The following is a 21,609-nucleotide window of genomic DNA, read 5'->3' as shown; positions in this document are numbered from 1 at the left end:
GCCGTTTTTCAGCAGTTGCCTACTATCAGAACTGTTAGGTGCGACACCGTACCAGCCACAAACTCGACTGCCGATTGACGTGTCCCGAGGCTTGGGGCACCGTTCCGGCAACTTTACTGTCGGGCTCGCAAGACATGCCTCATATTCTGATTGTCGAAGACGAAGCAGCCATCGCCGATACACTGGTGTTTGCCCTGCAGGGCGAGGGCTTCGACACTACTTGGCTGAACCTCGGTGTTGCAGCCCTGGAACACCAGAAAAACACCCCGGCGGACCTGATCATCCTCGATGTGGGTCTGCCGGATATCAGCGGTTTCGAGACTTGTAAAAATCTCAGACGTTTCAGCGACGTTCCAGTCATCTTTCTTACAGCCCGGGATGGCGAGATCGACCGGGTCGTGGGCCTGGAAATCGGTGCCGACGATTACGTGGTCAAACCCTTCAGTCCTCGCGAGGTGGCGGCCCGGGTACGGGCGATCCTCAAGCGCGTGGCGCCGCGTCCAGCAGTGGAGCCGGGCATGGGGTTGTTTCAGGTCGATGCCGACCGTGTGCAGATCAACTATCGCGGCAAACCGCTGAACCTCACTCGCCACGAATTCCGCTTGCTCAATTGTCTGCTGGAGCAACCCGAACGGGTCTTCAGTCGCGAACAACTGCTCGACGCCTTGGGCGTGGCCAGTGATGCCGGCTACGAACGCAGCATCGACAGTCACATCAAGAGCGTGCGCGCCAAGTTGCGCCTGGTCCGGGCCGAGGCCGAGCCGATCCAGACGCATCGGGGCCTGGGCTACAGCTACAGCCCGGGGCACAGCTGATGTCGCTGGGGATCCGGATTTTCCTGGTGTATGTGCTGTTCATCGGTTTGACCGGCTATTTCGTGCTCAACACGGTGATGGAAGAGATCCGCCCCGGCGTGCGCCAGTCCACCGAAGAAACCCTGGTGGACACGGCCAATCTGATGGCCGAGATCCTGCGGGACGATTTCAAGGCCGGCACCCTCAACCAGAATCGTTGGCCGCAGTTGCTCAAGGCCTACGGCGAGCGCCAGCCGGCGGCGACGATCTGGGGGTTGCCGAAGAACCAGGTCAGCCACCGCATTTATGTCACGGACGCCAAGGGCATCGTGGTGCTCGACTCCAGTGGCGTGGCGGTGGGCGAGGATTATTCGCGCTGGAACGACGTCTACCTGACCCTGCGCGGCCACTACGGCGCTCGCTCGACCCGCAGCGTTGCCGACGACCCGGCGTCGTCGGTGATGCACGTCGGCGCGCCGATTCGCGACAACGGCCGGATCATTGGTGTGGTCACCGTGGCCAAGCCCAACAGCTCGCTACAGCCTTATATCGATCGCACGGAGCGGCGTCTGCTGGCGTATGGCGCCGGGTTGGTCGCCTTGGGCTTGCTGCTGGGCGGCTTGCTGTCGTGGTGGCTCAGCGCGGCATTGCGGCGCCTGACGAGCTACGCCCAGGCGGTCAGCCAGGGCCGTCGGGTGGAGGTGCCGCATTATCGCGGCGGCGAGTTCGAGCAACTGGCGGGTGCGGTGGAGCACATGCGTACCCAGCTCGAAGGCAAGGCTTACGTTGAGCGCTACGTGCATACGTTGACCCACGAACTCAAGAGCCCGCTGGCGGCGATTCGCGGCGCCGCCGAGCTGCTGCAAAGTGACATGCCCGCCGCCCAGCACCAGCGCTTCGTCAGCAATATCGACAGTGAAAGCGTGCGCATGCAGCAACTGATCGAACGGTTGCTCAACCTGGCCCAGATCGAGCAGCGCCAGGGGCTGGAGGAAAAAATTGCGGTGCCGTTGGCGGCGTTGATGGAAGAACTGCTGGAAGCTCGCGGTGGCTGGATTGAAAGTCGGCAGTTGCGGATCGAGCGGCACATCGCCGCCGACCTGATGCTGACGGGCGAGGCGTTTCTGTTGCGTCAGGCCTTGGGCAATCTGCTGGAAAATGCCCTGGACTTCACCCCCGTCAACGGACTGCTGCGCATCAGCGCCGAGCGCATGGGAAGTTGCGTCGAGATCCGCCTGTTCAATCAGGCCGAAGCGATTCCCGACTATGCCCTACCGCGCCTGAGCGAGCGCTTCTACTCCCTGCCACGCCCGGACAGCGGTCGCAAGAGCACCGGCCTGGGGCTTAACTTTGTGGAAGAAGTGGTGCAGCTGCATGGAGGGGCATTCAGTATTGGCAATGTCGAGGGTGGTGTTGAGGTAGTGTTGCGGTTGCCCTGAAACCGAGGCGCGGCCTTCGCGAGCAAGCCCGCTCCCACAGGTTCAGTGCAGTCCTTGTGGGAGCGGGCTTGCTCGCGAAGGGGGCCGTCCAGTCTCCACACAATCTCCATAATCTCTCCATAAGCCCAGCACACAGCCACCCCAGACTCTCCCCCATACGAACAGGGAGAGCCCCACATGAACCGCAGCCTCGCCATAAAACTGGGCATGATTGCCCTACTGATTCTTTTGCTGATGATCCCGCTGTTGATGATCAATGGCCTCATCGACGAGCGCCAGGAGCTGCGCGACGGTGTGTTGCAGGACATCGCCCGCAGTTCCAGCCATAGCCAGCAACTCATCGGGCCGATGATTGTGGTGCCGTTTCGCAAGAACGTGCGGGTCTGGAACACCAATGAGAAGACCGGCGTGCGTTTCCTGGAAACCGTCGAGCGAACGGGCGAATTGTATTTTTTGCCGGAAGAGTTCGAGCTCGACGGCCAGGTCCGTACCGAAACCCGTGCCCGGGGGATCTACGAAGCGCGGTTGTTCCATGCCGACAACCGGATCGATGGCCGCTTCAAGGTGCCTGAGCGCTACGGTGTCGCCGCCAAGGACTTTGCCGATTACCGCTTCGACGAACCGTACCTGAGCGTGGGCATCAGCGACATCCGTGGCATCGAAAATGCGCTGACCCTGACGCTCAACCAGCAGACCGTCGATTTCCTGCCGGGCTCGCGGCTCGGTTGGCTGGGGCAGGGGGTGCATGTGCCGTTGCCGATGATTACCGCCCAGGGCGGCCCGGAGCTGACCTTCGGTTTCGACCTGCGCCTGCAAGGTACTGGCGAGTTCCAGATTCTGCCAGTGGGTAAATCCACCAAGGTGCACCTGTCGGCTGACTGGCCGCACCCCAGCTTCATCGGCAACTATTTACCGATCAAACGTGAGATCAATGAACAGGGTTTCAACGCCGATTGGCAGACCTCGTTCTTCTCCACCAACCTCTTGGAAACACTGCAAGCCTGCGAGCCCAGCGATGGCTGTGAAGCGTTCCGCAGCCGTGCCTTTGGCGTGAGTTTCATCGACCCGGTGGACCAGTACCTCAAGACCGATCGGGCGATCAAATATGCGCTGTTGTTCGTCGCGTTGACCTTCGCCGGTTTCTTCCTCTTCGAAGTGCTCAAGAGCCTGGCGGTGCACCCGGTCCAGTACGCCTTGGTGGGCGTGGCGCTGGCGTTCTTCTACCTGCTGCTGTTGTCACTGTCGGAGCACATCGGCTTTGCCCCGGCGTACCTGGTATCGGCGAGTGCTTGTGTGTTGCTGATCGGCTTTTATGTCTGCCATGTGCTGCGCAGCGTGAGCCACGGCCTGGGGTTCTCGGTGGGGTTGGCGGGGTTGTACGGTTTGCTCTATGGCTTGCTGAGCGCTGAGGATTACGCGCTGTTGATGGGTTCGCTGTTGCTGTTCAGCCTGTTGGGCGTGTTCATGGTGCTGACCCGCAAATTGGACTGGTATGGCGTTGGGTCAAAGTCGGCCGCGGCCATGAGCTTTGATCTGGGAGAGGTGAAATGAGCCGGTCGTTGGGGTTGCGTGAGGACCAGCGAGTGCGAGAGGTATTGGTGATGCAGATTGCCGGGTTGTTTCCTTTGGATCCGGTGCGCCGCCATCGCGGGCAAGCCTTGCTCCCACAGGTGGAGCGGAGCCCATGTGGGAGTAAGGCTTGCCCGCGATGAGGCCGGTAAGGCTAACGCAGCACTAAACCCTGGGCACCGTCTCAACCATCGAAGGCCGCAAACTGACCTCGGCAAACCATGCCGCCAGTTGCGGATTGGCCTTGCGCCATTCCAGATCGGGATGGCGCAGGTCCAGGTAGCCCAAGGCGCAGGCCACGCTGATGGACGCCACGTCGAAATGACAGGCCAGTTCGGCAATCGCCTCGGCTTCGAGCATGGCCAGGGCCCGGCGAATCTTGTCCCGTTGTGCATCAAGCCATTCGTCCCAGTGTTTTTCCGCCGGGCGCAGGGCGGTTTCGTAACGGATCATCACGGCCGCATCCATGATCCCATCGGCCAGGGAGGCGAGGGTCAGACGCCGCCAGCGGGCCGCGCCATCCCGAGGGATCAGCGGGTTGCCGACGTGCTGGTGGTCGAGGTAATCGAGGATGACGCGGCTGTCATGGATCACGCTGCCGTTGGCCAGGCGCAGGGCCGGGATCTTGCTCAAGGGGTTTTCATCGATCAGGGCCCGATCCGGTTTGACCGGCGTGAGCTGGCTGAGTTGTAGCGCCACGCGGTCTTGCTGACCGGTTTCGTGCAGCAAGACCAGAACCTTGCGAACAAAGGGTGAGGCGGGGTTGTGGAACAGCGTCATGCTGGGGGCTGACATGCGGGGATCCTCGATTTAACGGGCGGAGGCTTAGCCTAGACAGTTCCAAGGCGGCTGGCGAGTTCCGGTGTGGGAGCGGGCTGAAGTCATCCGCGCTTGATCAATCCCCAGGTTCCCAGCACCGTCGGCAATCCCAACCCCACCCAGCTCACGGCATCCCACGCCCCATCGCCCAGCAACGCCGAAAACAGCCCCGCAGCGCTAAGCACGCCAATCATCAGGGGGATGCCAAACACCTTCCAGAAACTTGACTGTCGAGGCCTCACGAGACCACCTGCGCGGCGACTGCCGCATGCTTGGCTGTTTTACGCCGCACCACCCACAGGTAGACGCCGCTACCCAGGACGATGATGGTCAGCACGTCCAACGTCGCCCAGAAGATTTGCATTGGCCGGCCACCGTAGTCGCCGAAATGCAGCGGCAGCGACAGGCTCATGACGTCCATGTACCACGGCCGTCCGGCCACGGCGGTGACGTCGAGGGTACTGGCGTCGATCAGTACCGGGGTCAGCAAATGCGAGGTCAGGTGGGTACTGCCTTTCATGAACACGCCGTAGTGGTGCTCGCTGGAAAACAGGGTGCCGGGGAAGGCGATGAAGCTCGGTTCCATGCCCGGCGCTGCTTCTTTGGCGATGTCCAGCAAGCGGGTTGCCGGTGCCAGTTGCGTCAGCGGCGGGGCGTTGCGGTAGGGTTCGACCATGGCGCTGAGGCTGTCGTTGCGCCAGGCGGCGATGATCAGGTCGGCGCACGCGGCGATGACGCCGGTAACGCCGACGGTCAGCGCCCAGACCAGTGTGACCACGCCGATCAGGTTGTGCAGGTCGAGCCAGCGCAGGCGCGTGGATTTGTCCTGGCGCACCGTGGCGAACTTCAAGCGCCGCATGAACGGCAGGTACAAAACCACTCCGGACACGATGGCAATCACGAACAGCAATCCCATGAACGCCAGCAGCAGCTTGCCCGGCAGCCCGGCGAACATGTCCACGTGCAGGCGCAGCATGACCATCATGAAACCGCCATTGGCCGAGGGCATTGCCAGGGCCTCGCCGGTGCGTGCATCGAGCATGAAAGTGTGGGACGAATTGGGCTCGGTGCCGGGTGTTGGCGCCATGATGGTGATGATGCCGTTGGGGTCGTCATCGTCCCAGCCAAAATACTGGACCACTTCACCCGGGCGATGGGCCTTGGCTTTTTCCACCAGTTGTTGCAGGTCCAACTGCGGTGTGTCAGTCGGCATTTGCCGAAACTCGGGAGCATCGCCGAGCAGGTGTTCGATTTCATGATGGAAGATCAACGGCAGCCCGGTGATCGCCAGCATCAGCAGAAACACTGTGCAGATCAGGCTGGTCCAGGTGTGGACAAAGGACCAGCGGCGGATGGTTTTGCTTTTCATGATTGATCCGAATGCAAAAGGGCACCTGTGGCGAGGGATTTATCCGTGGGAACAAGGCTTGCCCGCGAAACAGGCGACGCGGCCCTTTAGAAACCGAGTCGCCTCCATCGCGGGCAAGCCTTGCTCCCACACGCTAACCGCCTACCACTTGTAATTCACACTGGCGACGACGTTGCGTTGGTCGCCGTAGTAGCAATAAAAGCCATCGCAAGTGGACAGGTAATCCTTGTTGAAAATGTTCTTCGCATCCACTGCCACCGAAACACCTTTGAGCGAATTGTTCAGGCGACCCAGGTCGTAATGGGCCGATGCGTCGTACACGGTGTAGGAGCCGACATGACCCCAATCGGTGTTGGTGGTGTTGCCGTAGGTGTCGCCGACATATCGCACACCGGCGGCGATACCAAAGCCGTCGAGCGGGCCGTTGTGCCAGGTGTAATCGGCCCAGGCGGTGGCCTGGTTACGTGGCACCTGGGCCATGCGCTTGCCTTTTTCAGCCGCAGTGCCTTTGGTGATTTCGCTGTCGTTGTAGGTGTAGGAACCGATCAGCTTCAGGTTGTCGGTCACATCGCCCGAGGCTTCCAGCTCCAGGCCGCGTACCTGTACCTCGCCCACCTGGCGGGTGATGCTGTTTTCGGTGACGGAGTTGTTTTTCTGGGTCAGGTCGAACACCGCCGCAGTGAGCAGGGTCTTGGTGCCCGGCGGCTGATACTTGATACCGGCTTCGTATTGTTCGCCTTCAGTGGGTTTGAAGGCTTCGGTGCTGTTGACGGTTGAACCCGCCGCTGCCTGGAACGACTGGGCGAAGGATATGTAGGGCGTCACACCGTTATCGAAGACATAGCTCAGCGCTGCGTTAGCGCTGAATTTCTTGTCGCGCTGGGTGTTGGTCGCATCGTTCTGGTTGTGGAACACGGTGCCGGTGTGAATCCAGTCTTCACGACCGCCGAGGGTCAGGCGCCAGTTGTCCAGGGCGATCTGGTCCTGAACGTACAGGCCGGTCTGGTTGGTCTTCTGGTTGTAGTCGTACATGGTGAAATACTGGACGTTGGAGAAATCCTGTCCGTAGATCGGGTTGTGGATGTTGCTGGTCGGTACGCCAGTCGAACCCCAATCCCAGTGCGAATTGCTGTTGGAGCGCTGGTGGTCCAGGCCCAGCAGCAGGGTGTGAGTCAACGCGCCAGTCTGGAAGTCGGCCTGGAAGTTGTTGTCCACGGCGAACTGACTGATGTCTTCGTCAATGACACTGGCACTGCGCTTGACCGTGCCATCGGCGCTCACGGCTTCATCAGGACCCGCCGGCCAGAATTGCCCACCGGCGGAGATGCCTTGGGTTTCCAGATCACTCTTGGTGTAACGCAGGTTCTGACGGAACTGCCAGGTGTCGCTCAGACGATGTTCAAACGCGTAGCCCAGCGCGTAATAGGTGCGATCGTAGAATTCCCAGTCCGGGTCGCCCAGGTTCTTGTGATGGGAAATCTTGCCCGCCGGTGAGGACAGCTTGGTGCCTTGCAGCGGCAGGAATTGTCCAGTGATGCCGGTGTCATCGCGGGTGTACTGGGACAGGAAGGTCAGGCGGGTGTCGTCGTTGATGTTCCAGGTCAGGCTCGGGGCGAGGTTGTAGCGTTTGTCCGGGATGTGATCGACCTGGGAATTGCTGTCGCGCACGGTGCCGCTGAGTCGATAAAGGAACTGGCCTTCGTCATCGACCTTGCCAGTGCTGTCGAAGTTGATCTGCTTGTGTTCGTAGCTACCGGCCTGCAGTTCGACTTCGTGGCTGCTCTCGGCTTGTGGGCGACGGCTGACCATGTCGAGCATGCCGCCAGGGGGCGTCTGGCCGTAGACCGAAGAGGCCGGGCCACGCAGCACGGCGATGCGTTCAAGGTTCCAGGGCTCGATTTTCGGTGTGATGTAGTTACCTTTGGGCAGCGGCAGGCCGTCGAGGAACTGGGTCGGTATGAAGCCTCGCACCAGCAGCCAATCGTTGCGCGAGTCCGAGCCATAGCCGCTGCTCTGCACGCCAGCGGTGTAGCGCAGGGCGTCATTGAGGTTGAGCACGGAGCGATCTTCCATCTGCTGGCGTGTCACCACGGACACCGAGCGCGGCAGTTCGACAATCGGCGTATCCGTCTTGGTGCCGGCGGCGGTGCGGGTGGCGACATAGCCTTCGGTCGGGCCCCACGCAGTTTCGCTGAAACCGGCGCCGATCACGCTGGTTTCCGGCAGGACCATCGCGCCCTCAGGCACGGCCACCAGACTGTAGGTGCCGGCGCTGCTCTGTTCCAGTTGCAGGCCGGTGCCGCGCAGGGCCTCGCGCAATGCCCCCGTGGCATCGAACTGGCCCTGGACCGGTGCCGAGGTTTTGCCCGAAGCCAGGGACGGATTCAGGCTCAGGGCGAGGCCGGCCTGGCTGGCGATCTGGTTCAGGGTGCTGGCCAATGGTGCGGCGGGCAGATTGTAGGCGCGCACGTTGGAAGCCTGTTCGGCAGCCAGCAGTGGGCCGCTGAGCAACGGGGTGACAAAGGCAATGGCGATGGCCAACAGGCTGGGGCGCAACAGGGTGTCTAGCGGGCGGGACATACGGCGGCTCCTGAATGGAAATATTTCTCAATTGCCTGAGTGCCGGATGAAAATTGAAAAGTGATAGGGCTGGATGAAAATAATTTAGATTCAGATTTTGGCAGAGTGCTGAGGCTGCTGGCCTCTTCGCGAGCAAGCCCGCTCCCACAGGCGTTCGCATTCCCATGTGGGAGCGGGCTTGCTCGCGAAGGTGGCCCAGATCTCTCAGGGTTTTGGTTCGGTCCGCGCGCCCACCACCACCCACCACCGCGTGTGATACTCGACCTGCACCGGCAAGGTCGGCAGCAGCGCGGCCAGGGCCAGGTCGGTGTCATGCAACGGAAAGCTGCCAGTGATGCGCACGTCAGCCACTTGTGGCTCTACGCCCAAGTAGCCACGACGATAGCGTCCCAATTCATGGACCAGATCTTCGAGGCGGGCGTTGTCTACCACCAGCATGCCGCGGGTCCAGGCGTCGGCGCCGGGGTTCAGGGCCACTGTCGGTTCGAGACCGTCGCGGCGCATCAGCACCTGCTGGCCTTCACGCAGAATCTGTTCGCTGTCCGTTGCTTGTGGATGCGCCGCCACGGCGGATTTCAACACGCTCAGGCGCGTGCCCTGGTCCTCGCGCTTGACCAGGAATCGGGTGCCCAGGGCGCGCATGCTGCCTTCGCGGGTTTCGACGATAAACGGGCGCGGGTCGTTGTGGCCGGTTTCCACCAGGATCTCGCCTTCTTGCAGAACGATGCGCCGCTGCTTGTCATCGAAACGCACGTCCAGGGCACTGTGGGTGTTGAGGTTGATCAGCGTGCCGTCGGCCAGGCGCAGGGTGCGTTGCTCGCCAGTGGCGGTGCGTTGGTCGGCCAGCCAGTAATTGAGCGGCAGGTAGCGGTCCCCGGCAAACAGCGCCAGGCCGATGACTGCGACAAGGCTGGCCAGGCCGCTGCCGACCTTGCGTACCCTGCGTCGAATGCTCACCCGCGATTGCAGCAACGCGGCTCGTGCCGGCCCACTGGCAACACTGAAACGCTGGTCGAGCATGCCCAGCTGCCGCCAGGCGCGGGCGTGTTCTTCATCCGCGGCATGCCAGCGGGCGAATGCTTCGTGCTCTTGTGGGCTGCCTGAGTCCAGCGACAACTGCCAGGCAATGGCTGCGTCCAGCACGCTGGCCGAGACGGGTTTGCCATGGGCCGGACTCATGTCGGCTCACCATAAAGTGCGATGTAGCACTGCCGAATGCCTTGGGCCAGATACTGCCGTACCCGTGGCACCGACACCCCCAGGCGCTGGGCGATTTCGGCGTGGCCGAGGCCGTCGAGGCGGTTATACAGAAAGGCCGCGCGGGCCTTGCTCGACAGTTTGCCGAGCAGGCGATCGATATGCTTGAGGTCTTCGAGGATGATCTGCTGTTCTTCCACCGAGGGTTGTTCGGCTTCGGGGATCAGCATCAGTTCGGTGAGGTAAGCCTGCTCCAAGGCTGCCCGCCGGAAATAATCGAACAACAACCCCTTGGCGATCGCCACCAGGAATGCCCGGGGCTCGCGGGGCGCTTTGAGCTCTTCCCGGCCCAGCAGGCGCACGAAGGTGTCCTGGCTCAAGTCCTCGGCCCGCTGGGCACAGGCCACATTGCGTCGCAACCAGGCCAATAGCCAACCGCGATGGTCACGGTATAACGCACCAACCAGATCACTGTGGGGGCTAGGGACTGACGACACGGGGCATCACCGACGTTTTAAGTAACGAGAATTGTTCGCGATTGTGGCAGAGGCGTGGGAGGGAAAGCAATTGGCGCTGGTCGGGCGGTGTTAGTGGGGTGTAGTACCGGAATGAATGCTGCTTTCATGTGGGAGCGGGCTTGCTCGCGAAGACGGCTGTACATTCAACATTAATGCAAGCTGCCCCACCGCTTTGGCGAGCAAACCCGCTCCCACAAAAGCCTGTGTGTTCGTAAGCCTCAGGCTAAAGCGAAGGCGCCTGCTGCCGCCGTTTCCACTGGCCCAACCGCTGTTGCAGGTCAAGCGGGCTTTGGATCTCTTGCTGGTGGGCGCGGCTGAACAGGATCAACGCCAGTTCCGCCGTGGCCAGGGCGTCGGCGCTGGCGTTGTGGCGGTCGAAGACTTGCAGCTTGAACCAGTCGATCCATTCATCCAGGCCGGCCTTGCGCATATTCGCCTGGGGGCAAAGCATGGGGGCCAGGTCGGCCACGTCCAGGAACGTATGCTGCAAGCGATAACCCAGGTAATCCTTCAGTGCCCGCCCGAGCATGTGGGAATCGAACGGCGCATGGAACGCCAGCAGCGGACTGTCGCCGACGAACTCCATGAACGCCAGCAACGCCTCGGCCGGATGGCTGCCGGCGGCAATCGCGCTTGGGGCCAGGCCATGGATCAATACGCTCGGTCCGAGCTTCTGCTTGTCGCATTGCAGGGTACGTTCGAACTGCTGACTGAAATCGATAGCGCCGTCTTCGATGACCACCGCACCGATGGACAGCACCTGGTCCTTATTCAGATTCAGCCCGGTGGTCTCCAGGTCCAGCACCACCCAGCGCTGCTCTCGCAGGCTGCACTCACCCAACGCCGAAGGCGCCAGCAAGCTTTCCACGCGCTGCTGCACTTCCTCGGGCAACATCGGCTGGGCCGGACGTAGCCAGGAAAACAGGCTCACAGCTGATACCTCACCGTCAGGCTGCTTTGCAGGCGTTGGGCCTGGCGCAGGGACTCGCGCAGGATGCGTCGGTCCAAGTGATTGAGGCTGTCGGGGTCGACACGGTTGGAATAGGGCAGGTTCTCGCGGGTTTGCAGTTGATGTTGTTGCATGCGGGTCTGCTGGATGAAGTGGTAGGCCTCTTCATAGGCCGCGCCGTCGAGCGGTTCGATCACTTGCTTGATGACCAGTTGCCGCAAGCGCTCCAAGGTATTGATGGCTTCGATGCCATTGGCCAGCGCGAGTAAACGGGCGCCGTCGACAAAGGGCGTCAGGCCCTGCACTTTAAGGTCCAGGGTGGCCTTTTCGCCGTTTTTGCGGCTCAGTACGAAGTCCCTGAAACGTCCCACCGGCGGGCGATGGCGCAGCGCGTTCTCGGCCAGCATGCGCTGGAACAAACGGTTATCGGCCACTTGTGCGAGCACCTGCTGGCGCAGTTGTTCGCAGCCCTGCTCATCGCCCCAGACCACCCGCAGGTCGAAATAGATGCTCGAGCCCAACAGGTTTTCCGGGGTCGCTTCGCGGATGAAGGCGGCAAAGCGTCGGGCCCATTCGGCGCGGGACAGGCACAGCTCGGGGTTACCGGCCATGATGTTGCCCTTGCACAAGGTGAAGCCGCACAGGGCCAGGCTCTGGTTGATCTGCTGGGCGATGGGCAGCAGAAGGCCACGGATCTGCGCCGCATGGGCGGCGTCCCGTGCTTCGAACAAAATGCCGTTGTCCTGGTCGGTGTGCAGGGTCTGCTCACGGCGGCCTTCACTGCCGAAACACAACCAGCTGAATGGCACGCCCGGATCGCCCTTGTCGGCCAGGGTCAGCTCGATGACCCGGCATACCGTGTGGTCGTTGAGCAGGGTGATGATGTGGGTGATCTGGGTCGAGGATGCGCCGTGGGCCAGCATGCGTTCTACCAGTTGGCCGATCTCGCCGCGCAGGGCCACCAGGTTTTCCACCTTCTGGGCGCTGCGAATGGTCCGGGCCAGATGCACCAGGTCGACGCGCTGCAGGGAAAACAGATCGCGTTCCGACACCACGCCGCACAAACGATGATCCTTGACCAGGCAGACGTGGGCGATGTGGCGCTCGGTCATGGCGATGGCCGCATCGAAGGCGCTGTGGTCCGGGGACAGGTAAAAGGGGGTTTGGGTCATGTGTGCCGCGATGGGCTGGGAAAAATCCCCGGAGCCGTCGGCCACTACGTGTCGCAGGTCGCGCAGGGTAAAAATCCCCACCGGCGCTTTCTGCTCATTCACCACCACGATGCTGCCGACCTGTTGCTCGTGCATCAGCTTCACGGCTTCGCGCAGCGGCATGTCGGGGCTGCAGCTCACCGGATGACGCATTGCCAGTTCACCCAGCCGTGTATTGAGGGAGTACTGCGTGCCCAGGGTTTGCGCGGACTTTTGCTGGACCTGCTGATTAACTTGATCGAGCAGGCTGCTGACCCCGCGCAAGGCGAAGTCGCGGAACGGACTCGACAGGGCGAACAGCTTGATGAAGGCCTGTTTGTTCAATTGCAGACAGAATGTGTCTTCGCCGGCCAGGTGCTCGGTGCGGGTTGCGCGCTCGCCCAGCAACGCAGCGAGGGGGAAACACTCACCGGTGGTGATTTCAAAAGTCGTCTCGGTGCCGCCTTTGGCCGTATGCGGACGTTCGCCCACCACCCGGCCCTGTTTGACGATGTAAAAGTGTTCCACCGGGCCGTCGGCCGGCTTGATGATGCTTTCGCCAGGTGCGTAAAAACGCAGCAGGCATTGCTCCACCAGATAGGCCAGGTGGGCATTTTCCATTTGGTTGAACGGGGGGAAGCGCTGGAGAAACTGCAACGTGCCCTGGATGTTTTGCAACACCGCGGTTTTCCCTGCCTGGATGAAAGCGTCCGCTTTTTTCATAACCATTACGCAGTCTTTTTCGAATTGTTGTGGTCGGAACTATTCCCCATGGTCGGCCCCTGAGCGCGGGGTGCCCATTGGACGTAAGTCTAGGTCGTTGCGACTGCCGAGAAATCCTGGGTTTGGCGCGGGAAAAATCTTCATTAAATATTCTTGGAAAAAAATCCGACGAAGTGCACATTGAAGCGCCGCAGAACGATGTCTGACCACTGTGCCAGGGGATCGATTTAAAGAACGTAGAGAGCACCATGTCCGACCACGATATTTTGAGTGACGCCGAGCGCGAGGCGCTGAGTGCCGTCATGCTGGAGCCTGACCTGCCGCCGCAGCGAGTCTTGATCGTCGATGACGACAAGGACGCTCGCGAGCTGCTGTCGGAGATTCTGGCGCTGGACGGCATTCACTGCATGACCGCCGCCAGTGGCGAAACAGCACTCAAGATGCTGGAATCCAAGCCGTCGATCGGGCTGTTGATTACCGATCTGCGCATGGGCAACGTTGATGGCCTGGAACTGATCCGCCTGGTGCGCGAGTCGGAGCGGGCGGCGCTGCCGATCATCATCGTGTCCGGCGACGCCGACGTGAAGGACGCCATCGAAGCCATGCACCTGAGCGTGGTGGATTTCCTGCTCAAGCCGATCGATACGGAAAAATTGCTGGGGTTGGTCAAGCATGAGTTGGGGATGGATCTCTAAATCTCCTTGCCACAAAAGCAGTGCTTGGCAATACCTTCCCTTGCAATGAAAAAAGCCCTGATCTTTCGATCAGGGCTTTTTCTTGTGCTGCGTTTACTGCTCAATCACAACCCATTGGCTGCCTTGAACTCGCGCCGACGACGGTGCAGCACCGGCTCGGTGTAGCCGTTTGGCTGCTTGGTGCCTTCGACCACCAACTCGACCGCCGCCTGGAAGGCGATGTTGCTGTCGAAGTCCGGCGCCAGCGGACGGTACAACGGGTCGCTGGCATTCTGGCGGTCCACCACCGGCGCCATGCGCTTGAGGCTTTGCATCACCTGGTCTTGGGTGACGATGCCGTGGCGCAGCCAGTTGGCGATGTGCTGGCTGGAGATACGCAGCGTCGCACGGTCCTCCATCAGGCCGATGTCGTTGATGTCCGGCACTTTGGAACAGCCAACGCCCTGGTCGATCCAGCGCACCACGTAGCCAAGGATGCCCTGGGCGTTGTTGTCCAGTTCGTTCTTGATCTGCTCCGGTGTCCAGTTCGGATTGACGGCCAACGGGATGGTCAGGATGTCGTCCACCGAGGCGCGCGCCCGCTTGGCCAGTTCGGCCTGACGAGCAAACACGTCGACCTTGTGGTAATGCAGCGCATGCAGGGCAGCGGCGGTCGGCGACGGTACCCACGCGGTGTTGGCACCGGCCATTGGATGAGCGATTTTCTGTTCCAGCATTGCGGCCATCAGGTCCGGCATGGCCCACATGCCCTTGCCGATCTGTGCGCGACCTTGCAGGCCGGTGCTCAGGCCGATGTCGACGTTCCAGTTTTCGTACGCGGCAATCCACTTCTCGGCTTTCATGTCAGCCTTGCGCACCATCGGGCCGGCTTCCATGGAGGTGTGGATTTCGTCGCCGGTGCGGTCCAGGAAACCGGTGTTGATGAACACCACGCGCTCGCTGGCGGCCTTGATGCAGGCCTTGAGGTTGACCGTGGTCCGGCGCTCCTCGTCCATGATCCCGACCTTGAGGGTGTTGCGCGGCAGGTTCAGAACGTCTTCGACGCGACCGAACAGCTCGTTGGTGAACGCGGCTTCTTCCGGGCCGTGCATCTTCGGCTTGACGATGTACACCGAACCGGTGCGGCTGTTGCGCCGCGACGTGTTGCCGTTGAGGCTGTGGATCGCCGCCAGGCTGGTGATCAGGCCATCGAGGATGCCTTCCGGCACTTCGTTGCCATGCTGGTCCAGGATCGCGTCGATGGTCATCAGGTGGCCGACGTTACGCACGAACAAAAGCGAACGGCCGTGCAGGGTCACGCTTGAACCGTCGACGGTGGTGTAGACGCGGTCGGCGTTCATGGTGCGGGTAAACGTCTGGCCGCCCTTGGCGACGTCTTCAGCCAGGTCGCCTTTCATCAGGCCGAGCCAATTGCGGTAGATCACCACTTTGTCATCGGCATCGACGGCGGCGACCGAGTCTTCACAGTCCATGATGGTGGTCAGCGCGGCTTCCATCAGGATGTCTTTGACGCCGGCGGCGTCGGTCTGGCCGACCGGGGTGCTGGCGTCGATCTGGATTTCGAAGTGCAGGCCGTTGTGCTTCAACAGCACGGCGGTCGGTGCCGAGGTGTCGCCCTGGAAACCGATCAGTTGGGCATCGTCACGCAGGCCGCTGTTGCTGCCGCCCTTGAGGGCAATCACCAGTTTGCCGTCGACGATCTTGTAACCGGTGGCATCGACATGGGAGCCGGCCGCCAGCGGTGCCGCTTCGTCGAGGAAGGCGCGGGCAAAGGCGATGACCTTGTCGCCGCGCACCTTGTTGTAGCCTTTGCCTTTCTCCGCGCCATCGGCTTCGCTGATGGCGTCGGTGCCGTACAGTGCATCGTATAGCGAACCCCAGCGGGCGTTCGACGCATTGAGGGCAAAACGCGCGTTCATCACCGGCACCACCAGTTGCGGGCCGGCCATGCGGGCGATTTCATCATCGACGTTTTGGGTCGTGGCCTGGAAATCCGCCGCTTCTGGCAGCAGGTATCCAATGTCTTGCAGGAAGGCTTTGTAAGCCACGGCGTCGTGGGCCTGGCCGGCACGAGCCTGGTGCCAGGCGTCAATCCGCGCCTGGAAATCGTCGCGTTTGGCGAGTAGGGCTTTGTTCTTCGGGGCCAGGTCGTGGATGACCTTGTCGGCACCGGCCCAGAACGCGTCGGCGGTGAGACCGGTTCCGGGAATGGCTTCGTTATTCACGAAGTCGAACAGGACTTTGGCGACCTGCAGGCCACCGACTTGAACGTGTTCAGTCATTGCTTGCCTCACTCTGCTCAGCTATTTCGCTTTTCAGCTCTTCGATTTTGACAATGAAGCCTCGGGACATTTAAACCACAAACCCCGGAACCAGTACATGCCATCGCTGGCGGCTGGGTGTTTAGCCTTGCTGACGGGGCTTTTCAGGGATGCGACTGGCCTTAAGCAGACATCGGTCCAACGTTATGTAGTGCTTGCTGCGGCATACTACATGATCAATTGCGCTTGTGAAAATTAGACTAATTGCGTCGTTCTGCGACCGACTAAAGCAGTACAGTCACGACGAGGCATGGGATGTTCTCAAAAAACCAACAGATTGTTCCAGATAAATCTTGATGTTTGTACACGATGTATCTGTTGCCATCCTGTGGGAGCAAAGCTTGCTCGCGATGAAAGTCACTCGATCCCACTGGAACCGAGGCGCCTGTATCGCGAGCAAGCTTTGCTCCCACAGGGGTGAGGTATAAATCCTCAGGCCCACAGTCTGCTCGCGATCACCTGCCTATACTGTTTCTTCCACAACAAGAGGGCTGCGCCATGGACCACCTCGTCATCACTGTTTTCGCCCCGGACCAGCCCGGGCAGGTCGAGCGCATTGCCGACTGCATCGCCGCGCACGGCGGTAACTGGCTGGAAAGCCGCATGTCGCACCTGGCCGGGCAGTTTGCCGGGATCCTGCGCCTCAGCGTCCCGGCCGAGTCCCAGGGAGAACTGATCGAAGCCTTGCAGGGGCTGTCGACCCAGGGTATCCGCGTGTTGATCGCCGAAAGCGCCCTTGAAGAATCCTGCAACTGGAAACCCATCGCCATGGAACTGGTGGGCAACGATCGCCCTGGCATCGTGCGTGACATCACCCGTTTGCTGAGTGAGCAGGGCGTAAACGTCGAGCGCCTGGTGACCCACGTGCGGCCGGCGCCGATGAGCAGCGAGTTGCTGTTCCACGCCGAAGCAATCCTCGGGGTGCCTTTGACGCTGTCGCTGGACACGTTGCAAAAGCACCTGGAAACCTTGGCCGATGAGTTGATGGTGGAGCTCAAACTCAGCGACGAAGCGTGATGCGGGTTATCCAAGGAAAAGTTGTGCCTGCCTGTGGATAACCTGTAGAGACCCGGCGCCAGCCCAAGCCCGCCGGGCTTCGGCGGGGAATGATCAAAAAACCATCAGTTTTCAAGGGCTTGTGCACAAACGGCGGGGATCACGCTGTGGATAACCTTGGGAAAGATCAGTGCAGGCCACGTCAGGCGTGGCCTGTGGAGAGTTGTGCAATATTTGATCAGGCGCGGCGGCGCATGCTGATCACGGCGTCGACGCTGTACACCGCAAGCCCGGCCCAGATAAACAGGAACGCCACCAGCGTGCTGGACGACAGATGCTCACCGAACAGCGTCACCGCAAGCAACAGCACGAGCGTCGGGGCGATGTACTGGAGAAATCCCAACGTGGTGTAGGGTAAATGCCGCGCCGCGGCGTTGAAACACACCAGCGGAACCAGCGTCACGGGGCCGGCCGCCACCAGCCACCAGGCTTCGGAGGTGGTCCAAAACGCGGGTTGGGCACTGGTGGCCGTCGGGTTGAACAGCAACCAGGCAATGGCAATCGGTACCAGCATCCAGGTTTCCACCACCAGCCCCGGCAAGGCCTTGACGGGCGCCTGTTTGCGGATCAACCCATAAAAACCGAAGGTCAGCGCCAGCACCAGCGACACCCACGGCAGGCTGCCCACTTGCCAGACCTGCTGCGCTACGCCGACCGCCGCCAGCCCCACTGCCAGCCACTGCATGCGTCGCAGCCGTTCACCCAGGATCAACATGCCCAGCAATACGTTCACCAGCGGGTTGATGTAATAACCCAGGCTCGCCTCGAGCATGCGCTCGTTGTTCACCGCCCACACGTAGGTCAGCCAGTTGGCCGCGATCAGCGTGCCGCTCAGGGCCAGGATCGCCAGGCGACGCGGATTATCCCGCAGTTCACGCCACCAGCCTGGGTGTTTCCAGACCATCAGCAACGCCGCGCCGAACAGCGCCGACCACAGCACCCGGTGGATGATGATTTCCACGGACGGCACGCTAGCGATGGCTTTGAAATAGATCGGGAACAGACCCCAGATGATGTAGGCACTCAGGCCCAGGATATACCCGCGACGCGGGTTGGCGGCTTGCATGCAGAATCCTTGCTTAGGCAGCTAACAAAAGCGTGATTGTAAGGAAATTTGTCAGGTCGTGCTGTGAGCATTGTGCACAATCACCGCAGATCCCCGTGGGAGCGGGCTTGCCCGCGAAGGCGGCGTGTCTGACAGCACAATTTTGCCTGACCCAGCGCTTTCGTGAGCAAGCCCGCTCCCACAGGATGATTCTGCGGTACATCAGAACAACTTCAACGGCTCTTCATTGAGCGCCGCCAATTGCTCGCGCAGCGCCAATACCTGGTCGCCCCAATAACGTTCGCTGCCGAACCACGGGAAGCTGCGCGGGAAGGCCGGGTCGTCCCAGCGTCGCGCCAGCCAGGCGCTGTAGTGCATCAGGCGCAGGGCTCGCAGCGGTTCGATCAACGCCAGTTCCCGAGGGTCGAAGTCGTGGAACTCACGGTAGCCGTCCATCAGTTCCGATAACTGTCCCAGGCATTCCTGGCGATCGCCGGCGAGCATCATCCACAGGTCCTGCACCGCCGGCCCCATGCGGCAGTCGTCCAGGTCGACGATGTGGAACACCTCGTCGCGGCACATCATGTTGCCGGGGTGGCAATCGCCGTGCATGCGGATGTTCTTGTGGGGCGTGGCGGCGTAGACCTCTTCGACGCGTTTGAGCAGGTCCCTGGCGACCGACTCGTAGGCCGGCAGCAGGCTGCGGGGCACGAAACCGCTTTCCAGTACGGTAACCAGCGAGTCGTGGCCGAAGTTCTTCACGCCCAAGGCTTCACGATGCTCGAACGGGCGGGTCGCGCCGACCGCGTGCAGGCGCCCGAGCAATTGTCCCAGGCGATAGAGCTGATCGAGGTTGCCCGGCTCCGGTGCACGGCCGCCGCGACGGGGAAACAGGGTGAAACGAAACCCGGCGTGTTCGTGCAGGCTGGCACCGTTGTGGATCAGCGGCGCCACCACCGGCACCTCGTATTCGGCCAGTTCGAAGGTAAAGCTGTGCTCTTCCAGAATCGCTTCGTTGGTCCAGCGCTGGGGGCGATAGAACTTCGCGATCAGCGGTTCGGCATCTTCGATACCGACTTGGTAGACGCGGTTCTCGTAGCTGTTGAGAGCCAGCACGCGGGCGTCGCTGAGGAAGCCGATGCTTTCAACGGCATCGAGCACCAGGTCGGGCGTGAGGGTTTCAAACGGATGGGACATGCTGACTCCTGCGCAGCGGCAGGGCTGCCGCGTCCGGCCCAGCATGGTAGCGCAAAGCAGTCGGGATTAATCGGTGAGACTTGAATTGCTCTTCGTGGCGAGGGAGCTTGCTCCCGCTTGGGGGCGCAGCGCCCACAAAAAATGGGGTCGTTGCGCAACCCAGCGGGAGCAAGCCTCCTCGCCACAAAGTGTCAGGCGCCGATGACCCCGCCATCCTCGCGGGTAATCACCATCACCGACGACCGCGGCTTACCGTTGGGCAAGTGCTCGGGGAAGGTTGAGCCGCCGCTGGGATGCTGGATCCCGACGAACATAGCCTTGTAGTCCGGCGAGAAGCTGATCCCGGTCACTTCGCAACCCACCGGCCCGACCATGAAACGGCGGATTTCACCGCTGTTGGGATCGGCGCAGAGCATCTGGTTATTGCCCATGCCGGCGAAGTCCCCGGCGTTGCTCGAGTCGCCATCGGTCTGGATCCACAGGCGTCCGCCTTTGTCGAAGCCCAGGCCATCGGGGCTGTTGAACATGTTCTGTGGATTGATGTTGGAGGAACCGCCCTTTGGCGTGCCGGCATGGACTGTCGGGTTGCCGGCGACCACGAACAGGTCCCAGGCGAAGGTCTTGGCGGCGTGATCGTCGCGGTCGGTGCGCCAGCGCAGGATCTGCCCGTAGACGTTCTTGGCCCGAGGGTTCGGCCCGTCCACTGGTAGGCCAGCATCGCCGCGCTTGGAGTTGTTGGTCAGGGTGCAATAGACCTGGCCGTCTTTCGGGCTGACCACGATCCACTCAGGGCGGTCCATGCGGGTGGCACCAACGGCGCTGGCGGCCAGGCGTGCATGGATGAGTACTTCGGCCTGGTCGGCGAAACCGCTGCTGGCGTCGAGGCCGTTCTTGCCATGGGTCAGCTCGATCCACTGGCCTTGGCCTTTGGGATGGTCCGGGTTGCCATCGCCGGCATCGAAGCGCGCGACATACAAGGTGCCATGGTCCAGCAGGTTGCGATTGGCCTTGGCGTTCTTGTGATTGATGCGCTCGCGGCTGACGAACTTGTAGATGAATTCGCCACGCTCGTCATCGCCCATGTACACCACGGCGCGACCGTCATTGGTCTGCGCCAGGGCGGCGTTTTCGTGTTTGAAGCGGCCCAGGGCGGTGCGTTTTACCGGGGTGGATTGCGGATCGAACGGGTCGATTTCCACTACCCAGCCGTGGCGATTGAGTTCGTTGGGGTTCTTCGCCAGGTCAAAGCGCGGGTCGTGCAAGTGCCAGTTGATCTCACTGCTGGTGACAGTGGCGCCATAGCGTTTCTGGGCCGCGTCGAACTGCAGGTCCGACTTGCTGCTGCCGAAGCAGTCAGTGAAGTTCTCTTCACAGGTCAGGTAAGTGCCCCAAGGCGTCATGCCGTTGGCGCAGTTCTGGAAGGTACCCAGCACTTTCTTGCCGCTCTTGTCGGCGCTGGTTTTCAGCAGGTCGTGCCCGGCGGCTGGGCCACGCAGGCGAATCGGTGTGTTGCCGTGGATCCTGCGGTTGTAGCGCGATTCCTGGACGAACTGCCATTGGCCGCGCCGACGCTGGATTTCGATCACCGAGACGCCTTCGCTGGCCTGGGCCTTGCGCACGTCTTCGGCCGACTGTGGCTGGCCGCCGTGAGGGAACAGGTATTGGTAGTTGGTGTACTCGTTGTTGATCGCCATCAGCGCCCGGTTGTTGTCGCCGGGGAACGGGAACAGGCTCATGCCGTCGTTGTTGTCGCCGAACTGCACTTCCTGTGCACGGGCGGTGCCGTTGCCACTGGGGTCGAACGCCGGTGCATTTTTCTGCAGTGGCTGGCCCCAACTGATCAGTACCGAGGATTTGTAGCCCTGCGGCAAGGTGATGGTGTCCGTCGTGGCGGCGGCGATGCTGTTGAAGCCCAGCAGCCTGCTGTTGCCTTCGCTTACGGCGGCGGCCAGGACGCTGCGGCTCAGCAGGTTGCCGCCCAGAAACATCGCTGCGCCGCACAGTGCGCCGGCACTGATGAAGCCACGACGGCTCAGGCCGACGATCTTTTCCAGGTCGGTGGATTGGTTTTCTTCTAATAGGCTCATCATCAGGCTCCCTGCTGGTTTTGGCAGTCACCTTAAAGCGGGTCGATGAAACTATTGTTGC

The 21,609-nt window shown here is 61.4% G+C and carries 17 protein-coding genes; 5 read left to right on the top strand and 12 right to left on the bottom strand.

What is annotated here, in order from left to right:
• The first annotated feature begins 134 nt into the window (after positions 1-134).
• The 3 genes from creB to creD all read left to right on the top strand — a co-directional run bounded on the left by creB (position 135) and on the right by creD (position 3,784).
• On the top strand, positions 135-815 hold the full coding sequence (gene creB, locus EPZ47_RS27415; RefSeq protein ID WP_135847518.1) for a two-component system response regulator CreB: 681 nt from the start codon (positions 135-137) through the stop codon (positions 813-815).
• Positions 815-2,233 carry a two-component system sensor histidine kinase CreC gene (gene creC, locus EPZ47_RS27410; RefSeq protein WP_135847517.1) on the top strand — a complete coding sequence of 473 codons (1,419 nt, stop codon included), beginning with the start codon at positions 815-817 and terminating at the stop codon, positions 2,231-2,233. Before creB ends, creC begins: the two co-directional genes overlap by 1 nt.
• Positions 2,234-2,410: 177 nt before the next feature.
• Entirely contained in the window at positions 2,411-3,784 is a 1,374-nt protein-coding gene (gene creD, locus EPZ47_RS27405) for a cell envelope integrity protein CreD (protein ID WP_135847516.1), read from the top strand.
• Between the two features lie 183 nt (positions 3,785-3,967).
• On the opposite strand, the gene EPZ47_RS27400 is transcribed toward creD, so the two are convergent.
• The 8 genes from EPZ47_RS27400 to EPZ47_RS27365 form a co-directional block, all read right to left on the bottom strand.
• Positions 3,968-4,597, bottom strand: a complete 630-nt coding sequence (locus EPZ47_RS27400) for a glutathione S-transferase (RefSeq protein WP_135847515.1) — start codon at positions 4,595-4,597, stop codon at positions 3,968-3,970.
• A gap of 86 nt (positions 4,598-4,683) precedes the next feature.
• Complete coding sequence (locus tag EPZ47_RS27395; RefSeq protein ID WP_135847514.1) at positions 4,684-4,863, bottom strand: hypothetical protein; 180 nt, start codon at positions 4,861-4,863, stop codon at positions 4,684-4,686.
• On the bottom strand, positions 4,860-5,990 hold the full coding sequence (locus tag EPZ47_RS27390; protein WP_135847513.1) for a PepSY-associated TM helix domain-containing protein: 1,131 nt from the start codon (positions 5,988-5,990) through the stop codon (positions 4,860-4,862). Before EPZ47_RS27390 ends, EPZ47_RS27395 begins: the two co-directional genes overlap by 4 nt.
• A gap of 141 nt (positions 5,991-6,131) precedes the next feature.
• Positions 6,132-8,570: a TonB-dependent siderophore receptor gene (locus EPZ47_RS27385; RefSeq protein ID WP_135847512.1), complete on the bottom strand. Its 2,439-nt coding sequence runs from the start codon at positions 8,568-8,570 to the stop codon at positions 6,132-6,134.
• A 204-nt stretch (positions 8,571-8,774) separates the two neighbouring features.
• Positions 8,775-9,749 (bottom strand): FecR family protein, encoded by a 975-nt coding sequence (locus EPZ47_RS27380; protein WP_135847511.1) that lies wholly within the window; start codon positions 9,747-9,749, stop codon positions 8,775-8,777.
• A complete protein-coding gene (locus EPZ47_RS27375; protein WP_135847510.1) occupies positions 9,746-10,264 on the bottom strand; it encodes an RNA polymerase sigma factor in 519 nt (172 codons plus the stop codon). The genes EPZ47_RS27380 and EPZ47_RS27375 overlap by 4 nt, the downstream gene beginning before the upstream one ends.
• A 244-nt stretch (positions 10,265-10,508) precedes the next feature.
• A complete protein-coding gene (locus tag EPZ47_RS27370) occupies positions 10,509-11,216 on the bottom strand; it encodes a 3'-5' exonuclease (protein ID WP_135847509.1) in 708 nt (235 codons plus the stop codon).
• Positions 11,213-13,153 carry a putative nucleotidyltransferase substrate binding domain-containing protein gene (locus EPZ47_RS27365; protein ID WP_135847508.1) on the bottom strand — a complete coding sequence of 647 codons (1,941 nt, stop codon included), beginning with the start codon at positions 13,151-13,153 and terminating at the stop codon, positions 11,213-11,215. Before EPZ47_RS27365 ends, EPZ47_RS27370 begins: the two co-directional genes overlap by 4 nt.
• A 242-nt stretch (positions 13,154-13,395) precedes the next feature.
• Between EPZ47_RS27365 and EPZ47_RS27360 the strand changes: the two genes are divergently transcribed.
• Positions 13,396-13,842: a response regulator gene (locus EPZ47_RS27360; protein WP_135847507.1), complete on the top strand. Its 447-nt coding sequence runs from the start codon at positions 13,396-13,398 to the stop codon at positions 13,840-13,842.
• A gap of 104 nt (positions 13,843-13,946) precedes the next feature.
• On the opposite strand, the gene EPZ47_RS27355 is transcribed toward EPZ47_RS27360, so the two are convergent.
• Entirely contained in the window at positions 13,947-16,124 is a 2,178-nt protein-coding gene (locus tag EPZ47_RS27355) for a malate synthase G (protein ID WP_135847506.1), read from the bottom strand.
• A 537-nt stretch (positions 16,125-16,661) separates the two neighbouring features.
• Between EPZ47_RS27355 and EPZ47_RS27345 the strand changes: the two genes are divergently transcribed.
• Positions 16,662-17,180, top strand: a complete 519-nt coding sequence (locus tag EPZ47_RS27345; protein ID WP_135847504.1) for a glycine cleavage system transcriptional repressor — start codon at positions 16,662-16,664, stop codon at positions 17,178-17,180.
• Positions 17,181-17,397: 217 nt separating this feature from the next.
• Here the strand turns inward: EPZ47_RS27345 and rarD are convergent, their stop codons facing one another.
• The 3 genes from rarD to EPZ47_RS27325 all read right to left on the bottom strand — a co-directional run bounded on the left by rarD (position 17,398) and on the right by EPZ47_RS27325 (position 21,548).
• Complete coding sequence (gene rarD, locus EPZ47_RS27340; RefSeq protein WP_135847503.1) at positions 17,398-18,285, bottom strand: EamA family transporter RarD; 888 nt, start codon at positions 18,283-18,285, stop codon at positions 17,398-17,400.
• A gap of 201 nt (positions 18,286-18,486) precedes the next feature.
• Positions 18,487-19,461, bottom strand: coding sequence for a serine/threonine protein kinase (locus EPZ47_RS27335; protein WP_135847502.1), 975 nt, complete (start codon positions 19,459-19,461; stop codon positions 18,487-18,489).
• Between the two features lie 191 nt (positions 19,462-19,652).
• Positions 19,653-21,548 (bottom strand): PhoX family protein, encoded by a 1,896-nt coding sequence (locus tag EPZ47_RS27325; RefSeq protein WP_135847500.1) that lies wholly within the window; start codon positions 21,546-21,548, stop codon positions 19,653-19,655.
• Positions 21,549-21,609: the final 61 nt, after the last annotated feature.

The organism is Pseudomonas viciae (assembly GCF_004786035.1).
In the GTDB taxonomy this organism is placed as follows: domain Bacteria; phylum Pseudomonadota; class Gammaproteobacteria; order Pseudomonadales; family Pseudomonadaceae; genus Aquipseudomonas; species Aquipseudomonas viciae.
The sequence above is the reverse complement of the archived record's forward strand: the minus strand, read 5'-3'. Positions and strand labels throughout refer to the sequence as shown.